The sequence below is a fragment of the Streptomyces sp. NPDC101776 genome, from assembly GCF_044766845.1.
In the GTDB taxonomy this organism is placed as follows: Bacteria; Actinomycetota; Actinomycetes; order Streptomycetales; family Streptomycetaceae; genus Streptomyces.
This window is the reverse complement of the sequence record NZ_JBIWMV010000002.1, coordinates 452,145-471,939: the sequence shown is the minus strand read 5'-3', so window position 1 is coordinate 471,939 and position 19,795 is coordinate 452,145. Positions and strand designations below refer to the sequence as shown.

General features: G+C 70.1%; 15 protein-coding genes. 9 read left to right on the top strand and 6 right to left on the bottom strand.

Translation table 11 applies throughout. From position 1 onward, the window contains the following. Positions 1-21: 21 nt before the first annotated feature. The gene (locus tag ACIRRY_RS07890) at positions 22-1,224 is read right to left on the bottom strand and encodes an ROK family protein (protein WP_403969076.1); all 1,203 of its coding nucleotides are present in this window, start codon (positions 1,222-1,224) and stop codon (positions 22-24) included. Positions 1,225-1,344: 120 nt separating this feature from the next. Here ACIRRY_RS07890 and ACIRRY_RS07885 point away from each other — a divergent pair, with 120 nt between their 5' ends. From ACIRRY_RS07885 to ACIRRY_RS07875, 3 genes are all read left to right on the top strand, one after another. After that, a complete protein-coding gene (locus ACIRRY_RS07885; RefSeq protein WP_403969074.1) occupies positions 1,345-2,904 on the top strand; it encodes an MGH1-like glycoside hydrolase domain-containing protein in 1,560 nt (519 codons plus the stop codon). Then, on the top strand, positions 2,901-4,838 hold the full coding sequence (locus ACIRRY_RS07880; RefSeq protein ID WP_403969072.1) for a glycogen debranching N-terminal domain-containing protein: 1,938 nt from the start codon (positions 2,901-2,903) through the stop codon (positions 4,836-4,838). The genes ACIRRY_RS07885 and ACIRRY_RS07880 overlap by 4 nt, the downstream gene beginning before the upstream one ends. 423 nt (positions 4,839-5,261) lie before the next feature. Continuing rightward, positions 5,262-7,406 (top strand): sulfatase-like hydrolase/transferase, encoded by a 2,145-nt coding sequence (locus ACIRRY_RS07875; protein ID WP_403969070.1) that lies wholly within the window; start codon positions 5,262-5,264, stop codon positions 7,404-7,406. An 18-nt stretch (positions 7,407-7,424) separates the two neighbouring features. Here ACIRRY_RS07875 and dusB read toward each other — a convergent pair whose 3' ends face one another. Next, on the bottom strand, positions 7,425-8,591 hold the full coding sequence (gene dusB / locus ACIRRY_RS07870; protein ID WP_403969068.1) for a tRNA dihydrouridine synthase DusB: 1,167 nt from the start codon (positions 8,589-8,591) through the stop codon (positions 7,425-7,427). Positions 8,592-8,699: 108 nt separating this feature from the next. Between dusB and ACIRRY_RS07865 the strand changes: the two genes are divergently transcribed. Further along, complete coding sequence (locus ACIRRY_RS07865; RefSeq protein WP_403969067.1) at positions 8,700-10,145, top strand: MFS transporter; 1,446 nt, start codon at positions 8,700-8,702, stop codon at positions 10,143-10,145. An 86-nt stretch (positions 10,146-10,231) separates the two neighbouring features. Here ACIRRY_RS07865 and ACIRRY_RS07860 read toward each other — a convergent pair whose 3' ends face one another. After that, the gene (locus ACIRRY_RS07860; RefSeq protein ID WP_403969065.1) at positions 10,232-11,164 is read right to left on the bottom strand and encodes a helix-turn-helix transcriptional regulator; all 933 of its coding nucleotides are present in this window, start codon (positions 11,162-11,164) and stop codon (positions 10,232-10,234) included. A 101-nt stretch (positions 11,165-11,265) separates the two neighbouring features. Between ACIRRY_RS07860 and ACIRRY_RS07855 the strand changes: the two genes are divergently transcribed. From ACIRRY_RS07855 to ACIRRY_RS07845, 3 genes are all read left to right on the top strand, one after another. Then, complete coding sequence (locus tag ACIRRY_RS07855; protein ID WP_403969063.1) at positions 11,266-12,693, top strand: MFS transporter; 1,428 nt, start codon at positions 11,266-11,268, stop codon at positions 12,691-12,693. 109 nt (positions 12,694-12,802) lie between these two features. Next, positions 12,803-13,009: a hypothetical protein gene (locus ACIRRY_RS07850; protein WP_403969061.1), complete on the top strand. Its 207-nt coding sequence runs from the start codon at positions 12,803-12,805 to the stop codon at positions 13,007-13,009. A 113-nt stretch (positions 13,010-13,122) separates the two neighbouring features. After that, the gene (locus ACIRRY_RS07845; protein WP_403969059.1) at positions 13,123-14,256 is read left to right on the top strand and encodes a serine hydrolase domain-containing protein; all 1,134 of its coding nucleotides are present in this window, start codon (positions 13,123-13,125) and stop codon (positions 14,254-14,256) included. Between the two features lie 88 nt (positions 14,257-14,344). Here ACIRRY_RS07845 and ACIRRY_RS07840 read toward each other — a convergent pair whose 3' ends face one another. Next, entirely contained in the window at positions 14,345-14,938 is a 594-nt protein-coding gene (locus ACIRRY_RS07840; protein WP_403969057.1) for a TetR family transcriptional regulator, read from the bottom strand. Positions 14,939-14,964: 26 nt separating this feature from the next. After that, positions 14,965-15,975, bottom strand: coding sequence for an aldo/keto reductase (locus ACIRRY_RS07835; RefSeq protein WP_403969055.1), 1,011 nt, complete (start codon positions 15,973-15,975; stop codon positions 14,965-14,967). 155 nt (positions 15,976-16,130) lie between these two features. Here ACIRRY_RS07835 and ACIRRY_RS07830 point away from each other — a divergent pair, with 155 nt between their 5' ends. Further along, a complete protein-coding gene (locus ACIRRY_RS07830) occupies positions 16,131-17,177 on the top strand; it encodes a chitinase (protein ID WP_403969053.1) in 1,047 nt (348 codons plus the stop codon). 143 nt (positions 17,178-17,320) lie between these two features. On the opposite strand, the gene ACIRRY_RS07825 is transcribed toward ACIRRY_RS07830, so the two are convergent. After that, the gene (locus ACIRRY_RS07825; RefSeq protein ID WP_403969051.1) at positions 17,321-18,703 is read right to left on the bottom strand and encodes a glycine--tRNA ligase; all 1,383 of its coding nucleotides are present in this window, start codon (positions 18,701-18,703) and stop codon (positions 17,321-17,323) included. Positions 18,704-18,834: 131 nt separating this feature from the next. Here ACIRRY_RS07825 and ACIRRY_RS07820 point away from each other — a divergent pair, with 131 nt between their 5' ends. Continuing rightward, a complete protein-coding gene (locus ACIRRY_RS07820) occupies positions 18,835-19,791 on the top strand; it encodes a metal ABC transporter substrate-binding protein (RefSeq protein ID WP_403969050.1) in 957 nt (318 codons plus the stop codon). Positions 19,792-19,795: the final 4 nt, after the last annotated feature.

Here is a 19,795-nt window from a genome sequence, read left to right as displayed (position 1 = left end):
CCCGGAACCGAAACGCGGACGTCACATGCCCAGCGCGAGCAGCCGCTCCTCGACCCGCTCCGGCGCGTACAGGTGCTCCACGACCAGCGCCCCCGCCCCCACCAGACCGGCCCGCTCGCCGAGCCGCGAGGTCAGTACGTGCAGATGAGCGGTGGAGCGCGGCAGCGCCCGCTGGTACAACAGCTCGCGGACACCCGTGAGGAAGGAGGTCCCGGCCAGGTCTCCCGCGATCATCAGCACCCCGGGGTTGAGCAGCGTCACCACGGTCGCGAGGACGTCCCCGACCTGCCGTCCCGCCTCGCGGGCGAACGCGGCCGCTCCCGGATGCCCCGACGCCAGCAGGTCCCGTACGTCCGAGCCGGACGCGGCCGGCACCCCGGTCTCGGCCAGCCGTCGGGCCACGGCGCCACCGCTCGCCACGGCGGCGAGACAGCCGTAGGACCCGCATCTGCACAGCGCCTGCGCGCCCGCCGGGATCCGGATGTGGCCGATGTCGCCCGCGCCGCCGTCGATCCCCCGGAAGATGGAGCCGCCGACGACGACTCCGGCGCCGATACCGGTCGAGACCTTGACCAGGACGAAGGCCGAGCAGTCGGGGTGCCCGGTGCGCTGTTCGCCGTAGGCCATGAGGTTGGCGTCGTTGTCGACGAGGACCGGTACCCGGGGGGCGCCGGTGTGTTCGGTGAAGGCGCGCGCCATGCGGCCTCTTATGTCGTAGCCGTCCCAGCCGGGCATGATCGGCGGCTGGACGACGCGGCCGGTCTCGCTGTCGACGGGGCCGGGGACGGCGAGCCCGATGCCGCAGACCTCGGACGCCCGGTGCCCGGCCTTCTCCAGCAACTCGGCGAACCAGTGGCCGAGTTCACCCAGTACGGCGTCCGGGCCGTCCTCGATGACGAGCGTGCCGCCGTGCTCCGCGAGGATCTCGCCGGTGAGCGTCAGCACGCACGCGCGCGCGTGGCGGGTGTCCAGGTCCGCCGCGAGGACTACCGCGTGGGCGTCGTCGAATTCGAGGGTGATCGAGGGTCTGCCGCCCAGCGGGGAGTCGACCGGGCCGCCCGCGCCCTCGCGCAGCCAGCCCGCGCGGAAGAGCCGGTCCAGGCGCTGGCCGACCGTCGCGCGTGAGAGTCCGGTCACCTGTTGGAGGGCGCCCCGGGTCGTGGCGCGCCCGGTGCGCACCAGTTCGAGCAGATCGCCGGCGCTCGCTTGACCTCGTCCAGTCATGCGCACCCCCTTGTGTTTCTCAACCCTGCATTACATATTGAGTTTTGCGTGTTAAATAGACGTAACCCTACGGTAGCCATGACCGAACCGGTCGGCACGACGTCTTTCGTGGAGCCCCCAGTGGATCGCACTGCCCAGCTCACCGCACTCCCGACGGAGCGCACCCTCGTATACGATCCGCCGTCGCCTCCGGGTTCCCTGCACCTCAGGGCGGCTGCCGTACTGGAAGCGAACTGGACGGGAGTCTCCACGGTCCCCTCGCGCGGTCTGTATCCGCACCAGTGGTCCTGGGACTCCGCGTTCATCGCGATCGGTCTGCGGCACCTCTCGCCGCTGCGGGCACAGACGGAGCTGGAGACGCTGCTCGCCGCCCAGTGGGGCGACGGCCGTATCCCGCACATCGTCTTCAACCCCTCCGTGCCGCTCGACGCGTACTTCCCGAGCCCGGACTTCTGGCGCTCCTCGACCGCGGGCCACACCGCGGGCGCCCCGCGCACCGTACAGACCTCGGGCATCGTGCAGCCACCGGTGCACGCGCTCGCCGCCTGGCTGGTGCACTGCGCGGACCCGGGCCTCTCCCGCGCGCGCGGCTTCCTCGCCGGTGTCTACCCCAAGCTGGCCGCCTGGCACCGCTATCTGCTGCACCGGCGTGATCTCGGCGGGGGCGGACTCGCGTCCGTCGTGCACCCCTGGGAACAGGGTATGGACAACAGCCCTTGCTGGGACGCCCCGTTGAGCCGGATCACGCCCGCCCCGGCCCGCTCCTTCCGCCGCGCCGACCTCGACCACGGCGCGGCCGAGGACCGGCCGACGGACCTCGACTACGGCCGTTACGTGCGCCTCGCGACGGACTACCGGGACGGCGATTACCGGGATGGGCTGGGCGGGAGATACGGGGCCGGGGCAAGCGAGTTCGCGGTGGAGGACCCGTCCTTCAACGCCCTGCTCATCGCCTCCGAGCACGCACTGGCCCGTATCGCACGGGAGTTGGGCGCGACGGGCACGGCCCGGCACGCACGCGCGGAGCGGCTGACGGGCGTGCTGATCGAGCGGCTGTGGGACCCGGCGGAGGGCATGTTCTTCTGCCGGGACGTGCGCGGCGAGACGCCGGACGCGGGGCGCGGGTCCCTCACCGGCGCCCTCATCCCCGAGCGCAGCGTCTCCGGCCTGATCCCGCTCCTCCTCCCCGACCTGCCCCGGGACATCACCGCGGCCCTCGTCCGTACGGCGTCCGGCCCGCACTTCGGCCTCGGCGACACCACCCAACTCCCGCCCAGCTACGACCTGTTGGACGAGGCCTTCGATCCGCACCGGTACTGGCGCGGCCCGGCCTGGTTCAACACGAGCTGGCTGCTGGAGCGAGGCCTGCGGCTGCACGGCGAGCGGCAGCGGGCGGACGCGCTGCGCACGGCGGCGCTGGAGACGGCCGCCGCCACCGACTTCGCCGAGTACGTCGACCCGTACGACGGTGAGGCGTGCGGCGCGACCGGCTTCAGCTGGACCGCCGCGCTGACCCTCGATCTGCTTCACGAGCCCCCCGGACACGGCGTGTCCGGCACGGTCCTCGGCACGTTCGGCATGAGTGGCACGGACCTGCGTGGCACAGACATGAGCGACACAGAAGTGAACGACAAGGCGGTCAAGGCCGCCGAGAGAGTCAAGGGAGGGGACCGGGGATGACGGACCGACACCATCTGCTCGTGCACGGCGGGACGTTCGCAGCCGTGGGCGACGGCGGGGACATCAGCGGCGTACGGGGCGGCAGTTCCCCGGACGGGTTATTCGTACGGGACGCCCGGCACCTGAGCCGTTGGCAGTTGACGGTCGACGGCGCGGTGCCGGAGGCGCTGACGCCGGTGGCCGACGGGGACATGGCGCGCTGTGTCCTCGTCCCGCGCGGCGGCCGCCAGGAGCCGCCGGCGCACACGCTCTTCCGTGAACAGGCCGTGGGCGACGGCGCGTTCGTCGAATCGCTGAAGGTCACCAGCAACCGTCCGGTGCCGACGACGGTCCGGCTCGCGGTCACCGCGGACGCCGACTTCACGGACCAGTTCGAACTCCGCTCCGACTACCGCACGTACGCGAAGATCGGCGCCACCCGCTCCCGCCAAGTCCTGGAGGACGGCGTGGAGTTCGCCTACCAGCGCGGCGAATGGCGGTCTTGTACGACGGTCACGGCCGAACCGGCCCCCGACGGCGTCGAGGAGACCGGCACCGGCGCCCGCCGCATGGTGTGGACCCTGGACCTGGAACCGCACGGCACCGCCGAGTTGGCGTTGCGCGTGATGGCCCGCCCGCACGGCGACAAGCGCGCCCTGCGGGTACCGCGCTCGCCGGCCGCCCTGAACGACCAACTCATCGCGCTGGAGGGCGAGTACGTCCAGGGCGTCTCCTTCCCCACCGGCTGGCCGGAGTTGGCCGCGGCCTGCGCCCGGGGCCTGTCGGACCTGGCCTCGCTCCAGGTACCGGCGACGGGCCCGGACGGCGAGGAGCTGCGGGTACCGGCGGCGGGTGCCCCCTGGTTCCTGACCCTCCTGGGCCGGGACGCCCTCCTCACCTCCCTCTTCGCCCTCCCCTACCGCCCCCAACTGGCCGCCGCCACCCTCCCCGCCCTCGCCGCGACACAGGCGACGGCGGTGGGCCCGGAGTCGGTGTCGCAGCCCGGCAAGATCGTGCACGAGGTGCGGCACGGTGAGTTGGCGCACTTCGGGCAGGTGCCGTACGGGCGTTACTACGGCTCGGTGGACGCGACCCCGCTGTTCCTGGTGCTGCTGGGCGCGTACGTGGAGCAGACCGGCGACACGGCCCTGGCCCGCCGTCTGGAGTCCAACGCCCGTGCGGCGATCGGCTGGATGCTGGACCACGGCGGTCTGACCTCGCGCGGCTATCTGGTCTACCGGGCCGACCAGGGCGGCCTGGCCAACCAGAACTGGAAGGACTCCCCCGGCGCGATCTGCGGCGCCGACGGTACGCGGGCGAGCGGTCCGGTGATGGCGGCGGGGGCGCAGGGGTACGCGTACGACGCGCTGCGCCGCACGGCCCAACTCGCCCGCACGGTATGGGAGGACGAGACGTACGCGGCCCTCCTGGAACAGGCCGCGGCGGACCTGCGGGACCGTTTCCAGCGGGACTTCTGGATGCGGGAGCACTCCTTCCCGGCGCTGGCGCTGGACGGCGAGGGCCGGCAGGTGGACGCGCTGGCGTCGGACGCGGGCCATCTGCTGTGGTCCGGTCTCCTCGACAAGGAGTACGGCGAGCTGGTCGGCCGCAGGCTCCTGGCACCGGACTTCTTCTCGGGCTGGGGCGTCCGCACCCTCGCCTCCGGCCAGGCGGCGTACCACCCGCTCTCCTACCACCGGGGTTCGGTCTGGCCGCACGACAACGCGCTGATCACGCTGGGCCTGGCCCGCTACGGCCTGCACGACGAGGCCCGTACGGTCGCGCACGCGCTGGTCGACGCGGCGACGGCGACCGGCCACCGTCTCCCGGAGGTCCTCGCGGGCTACGGCCGCGACACCCACCCGGAGCCGGTCCCGTACCCGCACGCGTGTGTGCGGGAGTCGCGTTCGGCGGCGGCTCCATTGGCGCTGCTCACGGCGGTCGGGGGCGCGTGACACAACGGTGATAAGGCGTTTGCCGGGTGTTTGCCCAGTTCCGTGAACAGCGGCACGAGGCGACTCGTACGGAAGAGCGGCGGTCCTGCCTCCCCAGTTCGGACCGCCACTCCACTCCGATCACGGGCCTCGCACGGAAGGACCTTCGGGTTGCCTCAGCACACGAGCACACGCCAGACACCGAATACGGCCGGGGCAGCCGATGGCGAAGCACTGCCGCCGGACACGAACAACGAACCGAAGCCCGTGCAGCAGCCGGACGGCGCGATATCAACGACGGAGGCTGCACCAGGGTCTTCTGACAGCCCCAGCCCCAAGTCCGAGGCCGGCGACGGGAGTTCTACGGCCGCTGGGAGCGAGGGCGGGGTTTCGGCGGGGGCCGGGGCGGAGGCTGCCGAGGCCAAGACCGAGGCCGGTGCTTCCGTGAGCGCGAAATCCCCGGCCGGTTCCCCCGCGCGCGGCAAGTCCGAAGCGGGCGCTGCTGCCGCCGCCGAGACCAAGGCCGACTCCCCCGCTGACGCCGACGCCGGTACCTCGCCCGCCGCCAAGACCGAGCAGGTCGAGGCATCCGCGCCCGAACGGGCCGTAGAGACCTCCCCCGAGACCACGGCGGAAGCCGCGCCCGAGACCGGGTCCGACGCGACTCCCGGCACCGCGTCCGGTGCCGTGACGTCCCTCGGAGCCGAGGGCGCCGAAGCCGCAGGCGCTGAAGGCACCGGCTCCGAAGCCGCCGAGAAGGCCTCCGCGAGCACCCCGGACACCGAAGTCGACTCCTCAGTCACCGACGCGGACACGGCCACCGAAGCCGAGCCCAACTCCTCGGCCGCCGGCACCGATGCGGACCCGGACGCCGAAGTCACCACCCCCCGTACCTGGAGCAGCCGGCTCGGGCTGCGGCGGCGAGTGCGGGCCTGGCGGGAGAAGCATCCCGTCGCCGCTCTCACGCTCTCCTGGGTCGTCACCTTCCTCGCTGCCGTGCTCGTGTACATCTGCTTGGAAATGCCCAACACGCTGGGGCAGCTGCGGCTCATGGAGTTCGCGCGGATTCCCGCCGAGGCGATCATGGTGGCGGTGATCCTGCTGAGCCTGCCGCGACGGGCTCGGATCGCGGTCGCCGCGATCTTCGGCGCGCTCGTCGGTGCCATCGCCGTGCTGAACATGTTCGACATGGGCTTCAACGAGTACCTGGGCCGGCACTTCAACATCATCCTGGACTGGAGCCTGTTCGGGGACGCCCGCGGGTATCTGAAGGACACCTTCGGCGGGGCGGCCACGCAGGTCATCACGGTCGGCCTCATCGCCCTGATCGTCGTGCTGATCGTCCTCGTCGCGCTGGCGATGGTCCGACTCAGCAACGTCCTGGTCACCTACAAGGCCCACGCGACCCGCGCCACCCTGATCGCCGGCACGGTCTGGATCACCTGCTCCGCGCTCGCCCTGGAGTTCCACGGCATCCCGCTCGCCGCCGACCACACCGCCGGAGTCATCAAGTACCAGGTACGCGCGGTGCAGGAAACCCTGCGCGACGAGGCGGAGTTCAAGAAGGTCGCCAAGGTCGACGCCTTCGGCAACACCCCGGGCAGCCAGCTCGTCCCCGACCTGCGCGGCAAGGACATGATCTTCACCTTCATCGAGAGCTACGGCCGCAGCGCGATCGAGGACCCGATCATGGCGCCCGGCGTCGACGCCACCCTCGCCGCCGACACCAAGGCCCTGTCGAAGGCCGGCTTCGCCGCGAAGAGCGGCTGGCTGACCTCGGCGACCTACGGCGGCAGCAGCTGGCTCGGCCACTCCACCACCATGTCGGGCCTGTGGGTCAGCAACCAGCAGCGCTACCGCACGGTGATGGCCAGCGACCACCTCAGCCTGACCGACGCCTTCAAGAAGACCGGCGCCTTCGACACCGTCGGCGTGATGCCGGGCATCCAGAAGGGCTGGCCCGAGCAGAGCTTCTACGGCCTCGACAAGGTTTACAACGCCTTCCAACTCGGCTACCAGGGACCGAAGTTCAGCTGGTCGACGATGCCCGACCAGTACGCGCTCCAGCAGTTCCAGAACCAGGTGCACAGCAAGCCGCGCACCGACGGCAAGTCGCTGATGTCCCTGCTGATCCTGACCTCCAGCCACCAGCCCTGGGCGCCGATCCCGAAGCTCGTCCCCTGGGACCAGTTGGGCAACGGTTCGATCTTCGACTCGATCGAGAAGGCCGGCAACAAGGCGTCCAGCGTCATCGCCGACACCACCAAGTCCCGCCAGGAGTACGGGAAGTCGATCCAGTACTCGGTGAACTCCCTCACCCAGTGGCTGGAGCGCTACGGCAACGACAACACCGTGCTCGTCTTCCTCGGCGACCACCAGCCGATCGCCCGCGTCAGCGGCAACCACGCCAGCCGTGACGTCCCGATCTCGATCGTCGCCAAGGACCCCAAGGTCCTTGAGAAGATCGACAGTTGGAACTGGTCCGACGGTCTGCGCCCGGCCCACGACGCGCCGGTGTGGAAGATGAGCTCGTTCCGCGACAAGTTCCTGACGGCGTACGGCTCGACGCCCCACCCCAAGACGAACTGAGCGCGGGGCTCACGGAGTTCAGCCTCCGGACGTGTCCAGCTCCGCGTCCTCGCTGATCCCCGCGCAGTCGTACGGGTCCTTCAGCCAACCGTCCGGCAACACCACCCTGTTGTTGCCGGACGTACGGCCGCGGGGCCCGTCCGCGCCCGCCGGCCAGGGCTGGTCGAGGTCCAACTCGTCCAGCCCGGACCGGAGTTCCTCAAGCGATGACGTGATGGCGAGCCGCTTGCGCATCTCGCTGCCGACCGCGAAGCCCTTCAGATACCAGGCGACGTGCTTACGGAAGTCGATGACACCCCGCGCCTCGTCCCCGATCCACTCCCCCAGCAGCGTCGCGTGCCGCACCATGACATCGGCGACCTCGCGCAACGACGGCTCCAAGACGTCCTGTTCACGCCCCTCGAAGGCGGCCACGAGGTCGGCGAACAGCCACGGCCGCCCCAGGCACCCGCGCCCGACCACGACCCCGTCGCACCCGGTCTCCCGCACCATCCGCAGCGCGTCCTGCGCCGACCAGATGTCGCCGTTGCCGAGCACGGGGATCTCCGGCACATGCTCCTTCAGCCGGGCGATCGCGTCCCAGTCCGCGGTGCCGCCGTAGTGCTGGGCGGCGGTGCGGCCGTGCAGCGCGATGGACGTGACGCCCTCCTCGACGGCGATACGGCCGGCGTCGAGGAAGGTGATGTGGTCGTCGTCGATGCCCTTGCGCATCTTCATCGTGACGGGCAGGTCACCGGCCCCGCTGACGGCCTCCTTCAGGATCGCCCGCAGCAGGTGCCGCTTGTACGGCAGCGCGGAGCCGCCGCCCTTGCGGGTGACCTTCGGCACGGGGCAGCCGAAGTTGAGGTCGATGTGGTCGGCGAGCCCCTCCTCCGCGATCATGCGGACGGCCTTGCCGACGGTCGCCGGGTCCACGCCGTACAACTGGACCGAACGCGGCTTCTCCGTCGCGTCGAAGTGGATCAGCTGCATGGTCTTCTCGTTGCGCTCGACCAGGGCCCGCGTCGTGATCATCTCGCTGACGAACAGGCCCTTGCCCCCGCTGAACTCCCTGCACAGGGTGCGGAAGGGCGCGTTGGTGATCCCGGCCATGGGGGCCAGGACGACGGGCGGCGAGACGGTGTGCGGGCCGATCCGCAAGGGCGACACGGCCGGGGGCGCGGGCAGGGACACGGGCGTGGACATTGCCCCATTGTCCCGCACACCTTCCGGTGCCCGCGCCCGCCCGGGTCCGAAGATCGTGCACCGGTCATTAGTTAGACGCACTATCGAGTTTCGCGTACGATGGTCCGCATGCCCGAGCTCAGCCACCGCCGCCGCATGCTGGTGCTCGCGATCTGCTGCATGAGTCTGCTGATCGTGAGCCTGGACGTGACCATTCTGAACGTCGCACTGCCCGCGATGCAGACGGATCTGCACGCCTCGACCTCCGGTCTGCAGTGGACGATCGACGCGTACACCCTGGTCCTGGCCTCCCTGCTGATGCTCGCCGGCTCCACGGCCGACCGCATCGGCCGCAAGCGGGTCTTCATCGTCGGCCTGGTGGTCTTCAGCCTCGGCTCACTGCTCTGCTCCGTCGCACCCGATCTGAACGCGCTGATCTGGTTCCGCATGATCCAGGCGGTCGGCGGTTCGATGCTCAACCCGGTCGCCATGTCGATCATCACCAACACCTTCACCGAGCCGCGCGAGCGGGCCCGGGCGATCGGGGTGTGGGGTGCGGTCGTCGGCATATCGATGGCCGCGGGACCGCTGATCGGCGGGCTGCTCGTCGACTCCGTCGGCTGGCGCTCGATCTTCTGGATCAACCTGCCGGTGGGCGTCGTCGCGCTGCTGCTCACGCTGAGGTTCATCCCCGAGTCCCGCGCGCCCAAGGCCCGCCGTGCGGACCCGGTCGGCCAGCTCATGGTGATCGCCCTGTTCGGCTCCCTGACGTACGCGATCATCGAGGCGCCCAGCTCCGGGTTCACCTCGATCCTGCCGTTCGCGGTCCTCGCGCTGGCCGCCCTCGCCGGGCTCCTCTGGTACGAGCCGCGGCGCGACGAACCCCTCATCGACCTGCGCTTCTTCCGTTCGGCGCCGTTCAGTGGGGCGACGGTGATCGCCATCAGCGCGTTCTCGGCGCTGGGGGGCTTCCTGTTCCTGTCCACGCTGTATCTGCAGAACGTGGTCGGGCTGGACGCGCTGCACGCCGGGCTGTGGATGCTGCCGATGGCTGTGCCCACGTTTCTTTGCGCGCCGATCTCGGGGCGGTTGGTCGGTAGTCGGGGGCCGCGGATACCTCTGTTGATCGCGGGGTCCGCCATGACCGTGAGCGCGTTGCTGTTCGCCGGGTTCGAGGCGGAGACGTCCAACGTCACGCGGTTTATCGGGTACTTGCTGTTCGGGATCGGGTTCGGGTTCGTGAACGCGCCGATCACAAACACGGCGGTGTCCGGAATGCCGCGTGCCCAGGCGGGAGTTGCGGCGGCCGTTGCTTCCACGAGTCGGCAGTTGGGGCAGACGCTCGGGGTTGCCGTGGTCGGGGCGGTGTTGGCTTCCGGGGTGGGGGCGTCGTCGTACAAGGCGACGTTTGTGTCTGCGGCCAAGCCCGGGTGGTGGATCTTGGTGGTGTGCGGGTTGGCCGTGCTGGTGCTCGGTGTGGTGACCAGCGGGGTTTGGGCGCGGCGGACTGCTGAGCGTACGGCTGAGCAGTTGCAGTCTTTTGAGGTGCGCGAGGCGGCGGGTATTAACGCCTAGTTTCGCGCGTGCAGGTGCGTGGGGGCTGGTCGCGCCCGCGCGGCGGTAGCCGCACATCGGATACAGCCCCGCGCCCCTGAGGGCATCTACCTCGCCCGTGCTATCTCGTACAGCCTCTCCAGTCGCTGCCTCGACTCCTCGTCCGCCGGGGCGTAGGTGACCATCCTCGGGCCCCTCGACGGGCCCAGCCACAGGTCTGAGTGGTCGACCGTGATGCGGCCCACGTGGGGGTTGCGGAACTCCTTGCGGCGGGGGCTGGCGCCCATGACCTCGTGGCGGTCCCAGACCTCGCGGAACTCGGAGGACGTGCTCAGTCGTTTGAGCAGGGTCTTCCAGCTGGGGTCGGCGAGGTGGTCGGCCATCGAGCCGCGGAAGCGGGCGGCCATGAGGCGCTGGCTCTTCTCCAGGTGCACGATCGAGGACCGCCACTCCTCGTGCGTGTAGGAGAGGATCATGCAGTTGCGGTCCTCGGGCGGCACCGCGTCCATGTCGCAGAGCAGCATCCCGTAGGTGCGGTTGTAGGCGAGGATGTCGTACCGCGCGTTCTGAAGACAGGCCGGGATCGGGTCCAACTGGTCCAGCATCGCCCGCAGGGCCGGGGTGACGACCGGGCAGACCGTCGCCGGTCGCGGGTCGGTGGCGTCGGCGAGCTGGAAGAGGTGGGCGCGCTCGCTCGGGTCGAGCAGCAGGGTGCGGGCCAGCGCGTCGAGGACCTGGACGGAGACCTGAATGTCCCGCGCCTGTTCGAGCCACGTGTACCAGGTGACGCCGACCGCGGCGAGCTGCGCGACCTCCTCGCGGCGCAGGCCGGGCGTACGGCGCCGGGTGCCGCGCGGCAGGCCGACCTGCTCGGGGGTGATGTGCTCACGCCGGTGGCGCAGGAACGCGGCGAGTTCATGCCGCCGGACCGTGGACGCGGCCTGCGGAGCGACCGCCACATCGGCCGCCGCGACTTCAGCCACCGCATCAGCCACCACGCCGTCTGTCGCTGTCACCGTCTCCTGTGCCATCGTCGTCATCACCCCAGTCTGCCGCCGTACGGAGCCTGTTTCCAGGTAGTCCTGCTACCAGGATAAGGACACTCTGGTACCAGTCTCCCAAGAGGCGCACGCTCGTCAGCGTGACCGAAACCATCGCTTCCCGTTCCGTCCGATCCCCGGCGGCGGCACCCGTGCTCAGCGGCCTCGGACTCTTCACGGTGCTGCTGGCCGCGGCGCTGCCCCTCATCGACTTCTTCATCGTGAACGTGGCCCTGCCGACCATCGGCAAGGACCTCTCGGCGAGCGAGGCCGTCCTCGAACTCGTCGTCGCCGGCTACGGAGTCTCGTACGCCGTGCTGCTCGTCCTCGGTGGGCGGCTCGGTGACCTGTTCGGGCGCCGTCGGCTGTTCCTGGGCGGGATGGCCGCCTTCGGCGTGACCTCGCTGGCGTGCGGGCTCGCGCCCACCGCCTGGACGCTGGTCGCCGCGCGGATCGCGCAGGGCGCGGCGTCCGCGGCGATGCTCCCGCAGGTCCTCGCCACCATCCAGTCCGCGACCCAGGGCCCGCGCCGCGCCAAGGCGATGGGCCTGTACGGCGCGACCGCCGGCCTCGCCATGGTGGCCGGGCAGATCCTCGGCGGGGTCCTGGTCGCCGCCGACATAGCCGGTACCGGCTGGCGCGCGGTGTTCCTGGTGAACGTGCCGGTCGTCATCGTCGGTCTGGTGCTGGCCGCCAAGGTCGTACCGGAGACGCGTTCGCAGCACCCCGAACCGGTGGACGTGCCCGGCACGTTCCTGCTCGGCGCGTCCCTGCTGGCGCTGCTGGTGCCGCTGACCGAGGGCCGGGCGGCGGGCTGGCCGCTGTGGACGTGGCTGTCGCTGGCCGCGTTCCCGGGGATCGCGTCGGCGTTCTACGCGGTGGAGCGCAGGGCGGACCGGCAGGGCCGTACTCCGCTGGTGCCGCCGAGTCTGCTGGCGCTGACCTCGCTGCGGCGCGGGCTGGTGATGATCCTGCCGTTCGCGATCGGCTTCAGCGGGTTCATGTTCGTGATCGCGGTGGCCTTGCAGAGCGGCGCGGGTCTCGGGCCGATCGCGGCGGGGCTGGCGCTGGTCCCGCTGGCGGTGACCTTCTTCCTCGCCTCGCTCGCCGGACCGCGACTGGTGACGAAGTACGGCACGCGGGTCGTGACGGCGGGTTCGGTCGTGCAGGCGGTGGGTCTGGGCCTGATCGTGCTGGCCGTGTGGCGCTCCTGGCCGCACCTCGGCTTTGTCGAACTGCTCCCGGGCGCGGCCGTCGCCGGTGCCGGTCAGGCGCTCCAACTGCCCATCATCTTCCGGATCATCCTGTCCGAGGTGCCGCCGGCCCGTGCCGGTGTGGGCGCGGGCGTGATGGTCACCACCCAGCAGTCCGCGCTGGCGCTGGGAGTCGCCACGCTCGGCACGCTCTTCCTGTCGCTGGTCCCGGGCATGGGCATGCGGGATGCGCTGGCGATCACCCTGCTCGTACAGCTGGCGGGGGTCGTGCTGACCGGGCTGCTCAGCCTGCGGCTGCCGCGCACGATCGGATGACGGCCGGACGAACCGCCGGATGACATGTTCACAGCTTGGACAACTCGCCGTGAATTGAGCCCCGTTGATGTTGGTCTTGCTGCACACTCCTTGCCGGAGGCGAGACATCATGCTGGAGATCAACAAGAGCAAGGTGAGTCGCTGGGACCAGCACGGACGCGAGCACATCGTCCGGGTGCTGCGTACCGGCGCGAAGCGCACGATCAGTTGTGACACGTGCGGCTGGAAGAAGAGCGCGCAGTTCCTGCCGTGGCTGAAGGCGGAGGAGCATCTGGCGGAGGAGCATCAGGCCACGGTGGATCCGTCGGCGGCGTAGGCGGCGCGCGCGGTTCGCCGATGAGTTTCCGTGGCCGCTCGGGTCGTACATCTCGTAGGCACGACTACGCACGCCTACGTCTGCGACCGCGACCGGCACCGGAAGGCCCACCGATGAGCGAACTGCGCGAGACCCTGATCCGACATGTCAAGGACGGGACGGTCCCGGGCGCCGTGGGTCTGGTGGCCCGGGGTGCCGACGTCGAGGTGGTGGCCGTCGGCTCGACGGACGTCGAGGGCACGGCCCCGATGGCCCGGGACTCGATCTTCCGTATCGCGTCGATCACCAAGCCGATCATGGCGGCGGCGGTGCTGACGCTGGTGGACGAGGGCCGGATCGGGCTCGACGACCCGGTGACCGAGTGGCTCCCGGAGCTGGCGAGCCCGGTGGTGGTCCGTACGCCCGCGAGTCCCGTCGACGACGTCGTGCCGGCCGAGCGCCCGGTCACCGTGGAGGACCTGCTCAGTTTCCGCGCCGGGTGGGGTCTCCCCAGCGACTTCACGCTGCCCGCCGCGCAGGCGCTGTTCGCGGTGCAGGACCTCAGCCGCCCCTTCGGGGACTGGCCGGATCCGGACACCTGGCTGGGCCAGCTCGCCCAGGTGCCGATGCTGCACCAGCCGGGCGAGGCCTGGCTGTACGGCACCTCGTCCGCCCTCCAGGGCATCCTGGCCGCCCGGGTGTCGGGCCGCCCGCTGCCCAACTTCCTGGCGGAGCGGATCTTCGAGCCGCTGGGGATGCGGGACACCGGGTTCGAGGTCCCGGCGTCGAAGCGGGAGCGCTTCACCTCGTCCTACGCCCCGGCCGAGGACGGCACCCTGCGCCTGACGGACACCCCGGACGGCGACTACAGCCGGCTGCCGCGCTTCCCCTCGGGCGGCGGCGGCCTGGTCTCCACGGCGGACGACTGGCTGGCCTTCGCCCGCATGCTGCTGGCCGACGGCCAGGGACTCCTCACCCCCACCTCGGTGAGCCGCATGACCACCAACCACCTCACGGCCGCCCAGCGCGAGTCCGCGACCCTCTTCCTGGAGGGCCAGGGCTGGGGCTACGGCGGCCAGGTCGACGTCACCCCGGTCGACCCGTGGAACGTCCCCGGCCGCTACGGCTGGATCGGCGGCACCGGCACCACGGCCCACATCGTCCCGCTCACCGGCACGGTCACCATCCTCCTGACCCAGACGGCCATGACGGGCCCGGCACAGACGAAGGTGATGCGGGACTTCTGGCTGGCCACGACGGGCGGTTAGGAGCGGCACGTACCCGTTCGACGCAGCGGCACGTACCCGTTCACGGCAGCAGCGCGTACCCGCTCACCGCCGGCCGAGCGGGACAGCGCTAGTCGGTCCTGCCCCGCAACCCCCGCAGCAACAACTCCACCAGCGCCTCGAACTCCCCCTCCACGCCCGGCTTCCGCCACTCCCTCGCGTACGACGGATCGTGGAAGCGGCCCGTGGCCTGGAACACCGCGCGGGCGGCGACGGCCGGGTCCGGGACCGTGAAGACGCCGCTCTCTACGCCCGCCCGGACGATCGCGGTGAGCTGGCCGGTCAGCTCGTCGATGTGCGCGTTGACCACCTCGCCCGCTTCCTCCGCGAGCACCGAGTACGTGGCGAACAGCTCGGGATCGCCGCCCGCCTTCTTCCGCTTGGCCTCGAACAGCCCCGCCAGCCAGTCCCGCACCCGGGTCTGCGGATCGCGGTCCTCCGTCACGAAGCGGGAGAGCATCTGCGACGTACGGTCCAGCCAGCGCTGGGTGACCGCCTCCCGCAGCGCCGCCTTCGTACGGAAGTGCCGGTAGACGGTGCCATGGCTGACGCCGAGCGCGCGGGCCACGTCCACCACGGTGGCTTTCGCCGGGCCGTGGCGGCGCAGCACCTCCTCGGTCGCTTCGAGGATGCGCTCGGCGGTCAGGGTCTCGCTCGCTGCCATGACGAAGACCGTACCCGCAGGCGGGATCAGTGCTCGCTGTCGAGGTGCGCCATCGCCTCGGCGGGGTAGCGCTCACCGAGCGCCGAGTCCGCCGGTACGGCCGCCTCGATCGCGGCCAGGTCCGCCGCGTCCAGTACGACGTCCAGCGCGCCCAGCGACTCCGTCAGCCGCTCCCGGGTCCGCGCGCCGACCAGCGGCACGATGTCCTCGCCCCGGGACAGCACCCACGCGGTGGCGAGCTGCGCGACGGAGACGCCCTTCTGCTCGGCGAGCTTCCGCAACTGCTCGACCAGGCCCAGGTTGTGCTGGAGGTTGTCGCCCTGGAAGCGGGGCGTGTACGACCGGTAGTCGCTCGCGCCGAGCTGCCGGTCGGCGGTGAAGTGCCCGGAGATCAGCCCGCGGGACAGCACGCCGTACGCGGTGACGGAGATGCCCAGCTCACGGGTGGTCGGCAGGATGCGGTCCTCGATGCCGCGGGTGATCAGCGCGTACTCCAGCTGCACATCCGCGATCGGCGCGGTCGCGGCGGCCCGGCGGATCGTGTCGGCGCCCGCCTCACTGAGGCCGATGTGCCGGACGTACCCCTGCTCGACCAGTTCGGCGATCGCGCCGACCGTCTCCTCGATCGGTACGTCGGGGTCGACCCGGGCGATCCGGTACACGTCGATGTGGTCGACGCCGAGGCGTTGCAGCGAGTACGCGGCGAAGTTCTTCACGGCGGCGGGCCGGCCGTCGTACCCGCTCCAGCCGCCGTCCGGACCGCGCAGCGCCCCGAACTTCACGCTGGTGAGCGCCTGTTCGCGGCGGGCGGCGGGGGCGGTGCGCAGGGCCTCGCCGACCAGCATCTCGTTGTGGCCCATGGCGTAGAAGTCGCCGGTGTCGAGCAGCGTCACGCCCGCTTCGAGGGCGGCGTGGATGGTCGCGACGGCCTCGGTCCGGTCGGCCTCGGCGTACGCGGAGGACATGGCCATGCAGCCGAGCCCGAGGGCGGAGACCTGGGGGCCGGTGGTGCCGAGAGTGCGTGTGGGAATCGTCATGCCCTCCATCCTGGCATGACAGCTGACAGATTTCAATATCTGTCATTCCATACTTGTCAGCATGATCGAGTGGTACAGACCTCTTGACGAAAGGTCTGGACCACGCGCAGTGTCATGCCTACGCCACCTCACCGCACCCCCACCGGGAGGCCCGTATGCTCCGCCGTGCCCTGTGCCTGCTCGCCGCCGCCCTGACGACGGCCGGCCTCGCCCAACTCGCCGTCGCCGGGGCCGCGTCCGCCGCCGACACCTGCGCCGTCAAGTCCCGCCCGGCCGGCAAGGTCCTCCAGGGCTACTGGGAGAACTGGGACGGCTCGTCCAACGGCGTCCACCCACCCTTCGGCTGGACCCCGATCACCAACTCCGCGATCGCCGCGCACGGTTACAACGTGATCAACGCGGCGTTCCCCGTCATCCGCTCCGACGGCACCGCGCTGTGGGAGGACGGCATGGACGCGGGCGTGAAGGTGGCCACGCCGGCGGAGATGTGCGCGGCGAAGGCCTCCGGCCAGACGATCCTGATGTCGATCGGCGGCGCGGCCGCGGGCATCGACCTCAGCTCGGCCACCGTGGCCAACAAGTTCGTCTCGACGATCGTGCCGATCCTGAAGAAGTACAACTTCGACGGCATCGACATCGACATCGAGACGGGCCTGGTAGGCAGCGGGAACATCACCCGACTCTCCACGTCCCAGGCCAACTTGATCCGCATCATCGACGGCATCCTGGCCCAGATGCCGTCCAACTTCGGCCTGACGATGGCCCCGGAGACCGCCTACGTCACCGGCGGCAGCATCGCGTACGGCTCGATCTGGGGCGCGTATCTCCCGATCGTGAAGAAGTACGCGGACAACGGCCGCCTGTGGTGGCTCAACATGCAGTACTACAACGGCAGCATGTACGGCTGCTCCGGCGACTCGTACTCCGCGGGCACGGTCGCGGGCTTCACCGCCCAGACCGACTGCCTCAACAAGGGCCTGGTCGTGCAGGGTACGACGATCAAGGTCCCGTACGACAAGCAGGTCCCGGGCCTGCCCGCCCAGTCGGGCGCGGGCGGCGGCTACATGTCACCGTCCCTGGTCTCCCAGGCCTGGCGCCACTACGGCACGTCCCTCAAGGGCCTGATGACCTGGTCGCTCAACTGGGACGGCTCGAAGAGCTGGACGTTCGGCGACAACGTGAAGGCGCTGCAAGGGCGTTGAGCACCAGGGGTTGAGTACCAGGGGTTGAGTACCAAAAAACGCCGGACGGGCATATTCAGCCCGTCCGGCGTTTGAGGACGAGGCCCCTTCAGGGCCGATGGGGGTCTGGAGGCGCAGCCCCCAGGGACAGCACCCCGACAGACCTACGCACCGACGAGACGCCCAGCCAGGTAACCCTCGATCTGGTCGAGAGACACCCGCTCCTGCTTCATGGAGTCCCGCTCGCGAACCGTCACCGCATTGTCCTCGAGCGTGTCGAAGTCGACCGTCACGCAGTACGGCGTACCGATCTCGTCCTGACGCCGGTAACGACGGCCGATCGCGCCCGCGTCGTCGAACTCGATGTTCCAGTTCTGGCGCAGGGCAGCCGCGAGACCCTTGGCCTTCGGGGACAGCTCCGGGTTCCGGGAAAGGGGCAGGACGGCCACCTTCACGGGCGCCAGCCGGTGGTCCAGGCGCAGCACCGTCCGCTTCTCCAACTTGCCCTTGGCGTTGGGCGCTTCGTCCTCGACATACGCGTCGAGCAGGAACGCCAGCATCGCGCGGCCGACACCGGCGGCCGGCTCGATGACGTACGGCGTCCAGCGCTCCTGGGCCTCCTGGTCGAAGAAGGAGAGGTCCTGGCCGGAGGCCTTGGAGTGGGCGTTCAGGTCGAAGTCGGTGCGGTTGGCGACACCTTCCAGCTCGCCCCACTCGTTGCCGCCGAACTGGAAGCGGTACTCGATGTCAGCGGTGCGCTTGGAGTAGTGGGAGAGCTTCTCCTTGGGGTGGTCGTACCACCGCATGTTCTCCTCGCGCATGCCCAGGCCGGTGTACCAGTTCCAGCGCTGCTCCATCCAGTACTCCTGCCACTTCTCGTCCTCGCCCGGCTTGACGAAGAACTCCATCTCCATCTGCTCGAACTCGCGGGTCCGGAAGATGAAGTTGCCGGGCGTGATCTCGTTGCGGAAGGACTTGCCCATCTGCGCGATGCCGAACGGCGGCTTGCGGCGCGAAGTGGTCTGCACCTGGGCGAAGTTGGTGAAGATGCCCTGGGCGGTCTCGGGGCGCAGATAGGCGACGGAGCCGGTGTCCTGCGTCGGGCCCAGGTGGGTGGAGAGCAGGCCGGAGAACTCCTTGGGCTCGGTGAACTGGCCCTTGTTGCCGCAGTTGGGGCAGTTGATGTCGGCAAGGCCCTTCTCGGGGGCGCGGCCGTGCTTGGCCTCGTACGCCTCCTCCAGGTGGTCCGCGCGGAACCGCTTGTGGCACGCGGTGCACTCGGTCAACGGGTCCGAGAAAGTGGCGACATGGCCGGAGGCGACCCACACCTCGGGGGCCAGGATCACGGACGAGTCGATACCGACCACGTCCTCGCGCGACGTCACCATGTAGCGCCACCACTGGCGCTTCAGGTTCTCCTTGAGCTCGACACCCAACGGCCCGTAATCCCAAGCGGCGCGCTGGCCGCCGTAGATCTCACTACTGGGGAATACGAAGCCACGGCGCTTGCTCAGGCTGACGATGGTGTCGATCTTGTCGGCGGCCACGATGCTCTCTTCATGACGGATGGACGGCGGCGAATGCTTCAGGTTACCGGCGCCTCCCGCCCCCATATCAAATCGGTTCCGTAGCCGCAGCTTGTTGACAACGGTTTCCATGTCAGTTGAAAATGACTGTCATGAACGTACGACGACGCCACATATCCGCGATAGCCGTCGCGGCCACGACCGCCCTCGGTCTCGGGACCCTCTCCGCCTGCTCCACCGACACGGCAGCCGCCAACACGGACAGGTTCGACGTCGTCGCGGCGTTCTACCCGTTGCAGTACCTCGCCGAGCAGATCGGCGGCGACCACGTCCATGTGACCAGCCTGACCCAGCCCGGCCAGGAGCCGCACGACCTGGAGATCAGCGCGCGGCAGACCGCCGCGCTCCAGGAGTCCGACGCGGTGCTCTACCTCAAGAACCTCCAGCCGGCCGTCGACGACGCGGTGAGCCAGTCCGAGCTCAAGACGAAGATCGACGCGGCCTCCCTGACCACCCTGGAGAAGCACGGCAACGAGGTCGGCGGCCACGCGGCCTCGCACGACACCTCGGAGAACGACGAGCCGGCCGGCCTCGACCCGCACATCTGGCTCGACCCGGTGCGCTACGCCCAGGTCGCCGAGGGCGTCGGCAAGGCCTTCGAGAAGGCCGACCCCGACAACGCGGCCGACTACAGGACCAACACCGCCGCCCTGGTCAAGAAACTGGACGCGCTCGACGCCGAGTTCAAGACCGGGCTGGCCGACACCAGGACCAAGGTGTTCATCACCACACACGCCGCCTTCGGCTACCTCGCCGAGCGCTACGGCCTGACCGAGGAGGCCATCAACGGCCTCGACCCCGAGTCGGAGCCCAGTGCCGAGCGCGTGAAGGACCTTGAGAAGATGGCCAAGGCCGACGGCGTCACCACCGTGTTCTACGAGACGCTCGTCAGCGACAAGACCGCGAAGACCATCGCCGCCGACGCGAACCTGAAGACCGACGTCCTCGACCCGATCGAGGGCATCACCAAGAAGTCCCGCGGCACGAACTACTTCTCGGTCCAACAGGCCAACCTCAAGGCCCTGCGGACGGCCCTGGGAAGTAAATGACCAG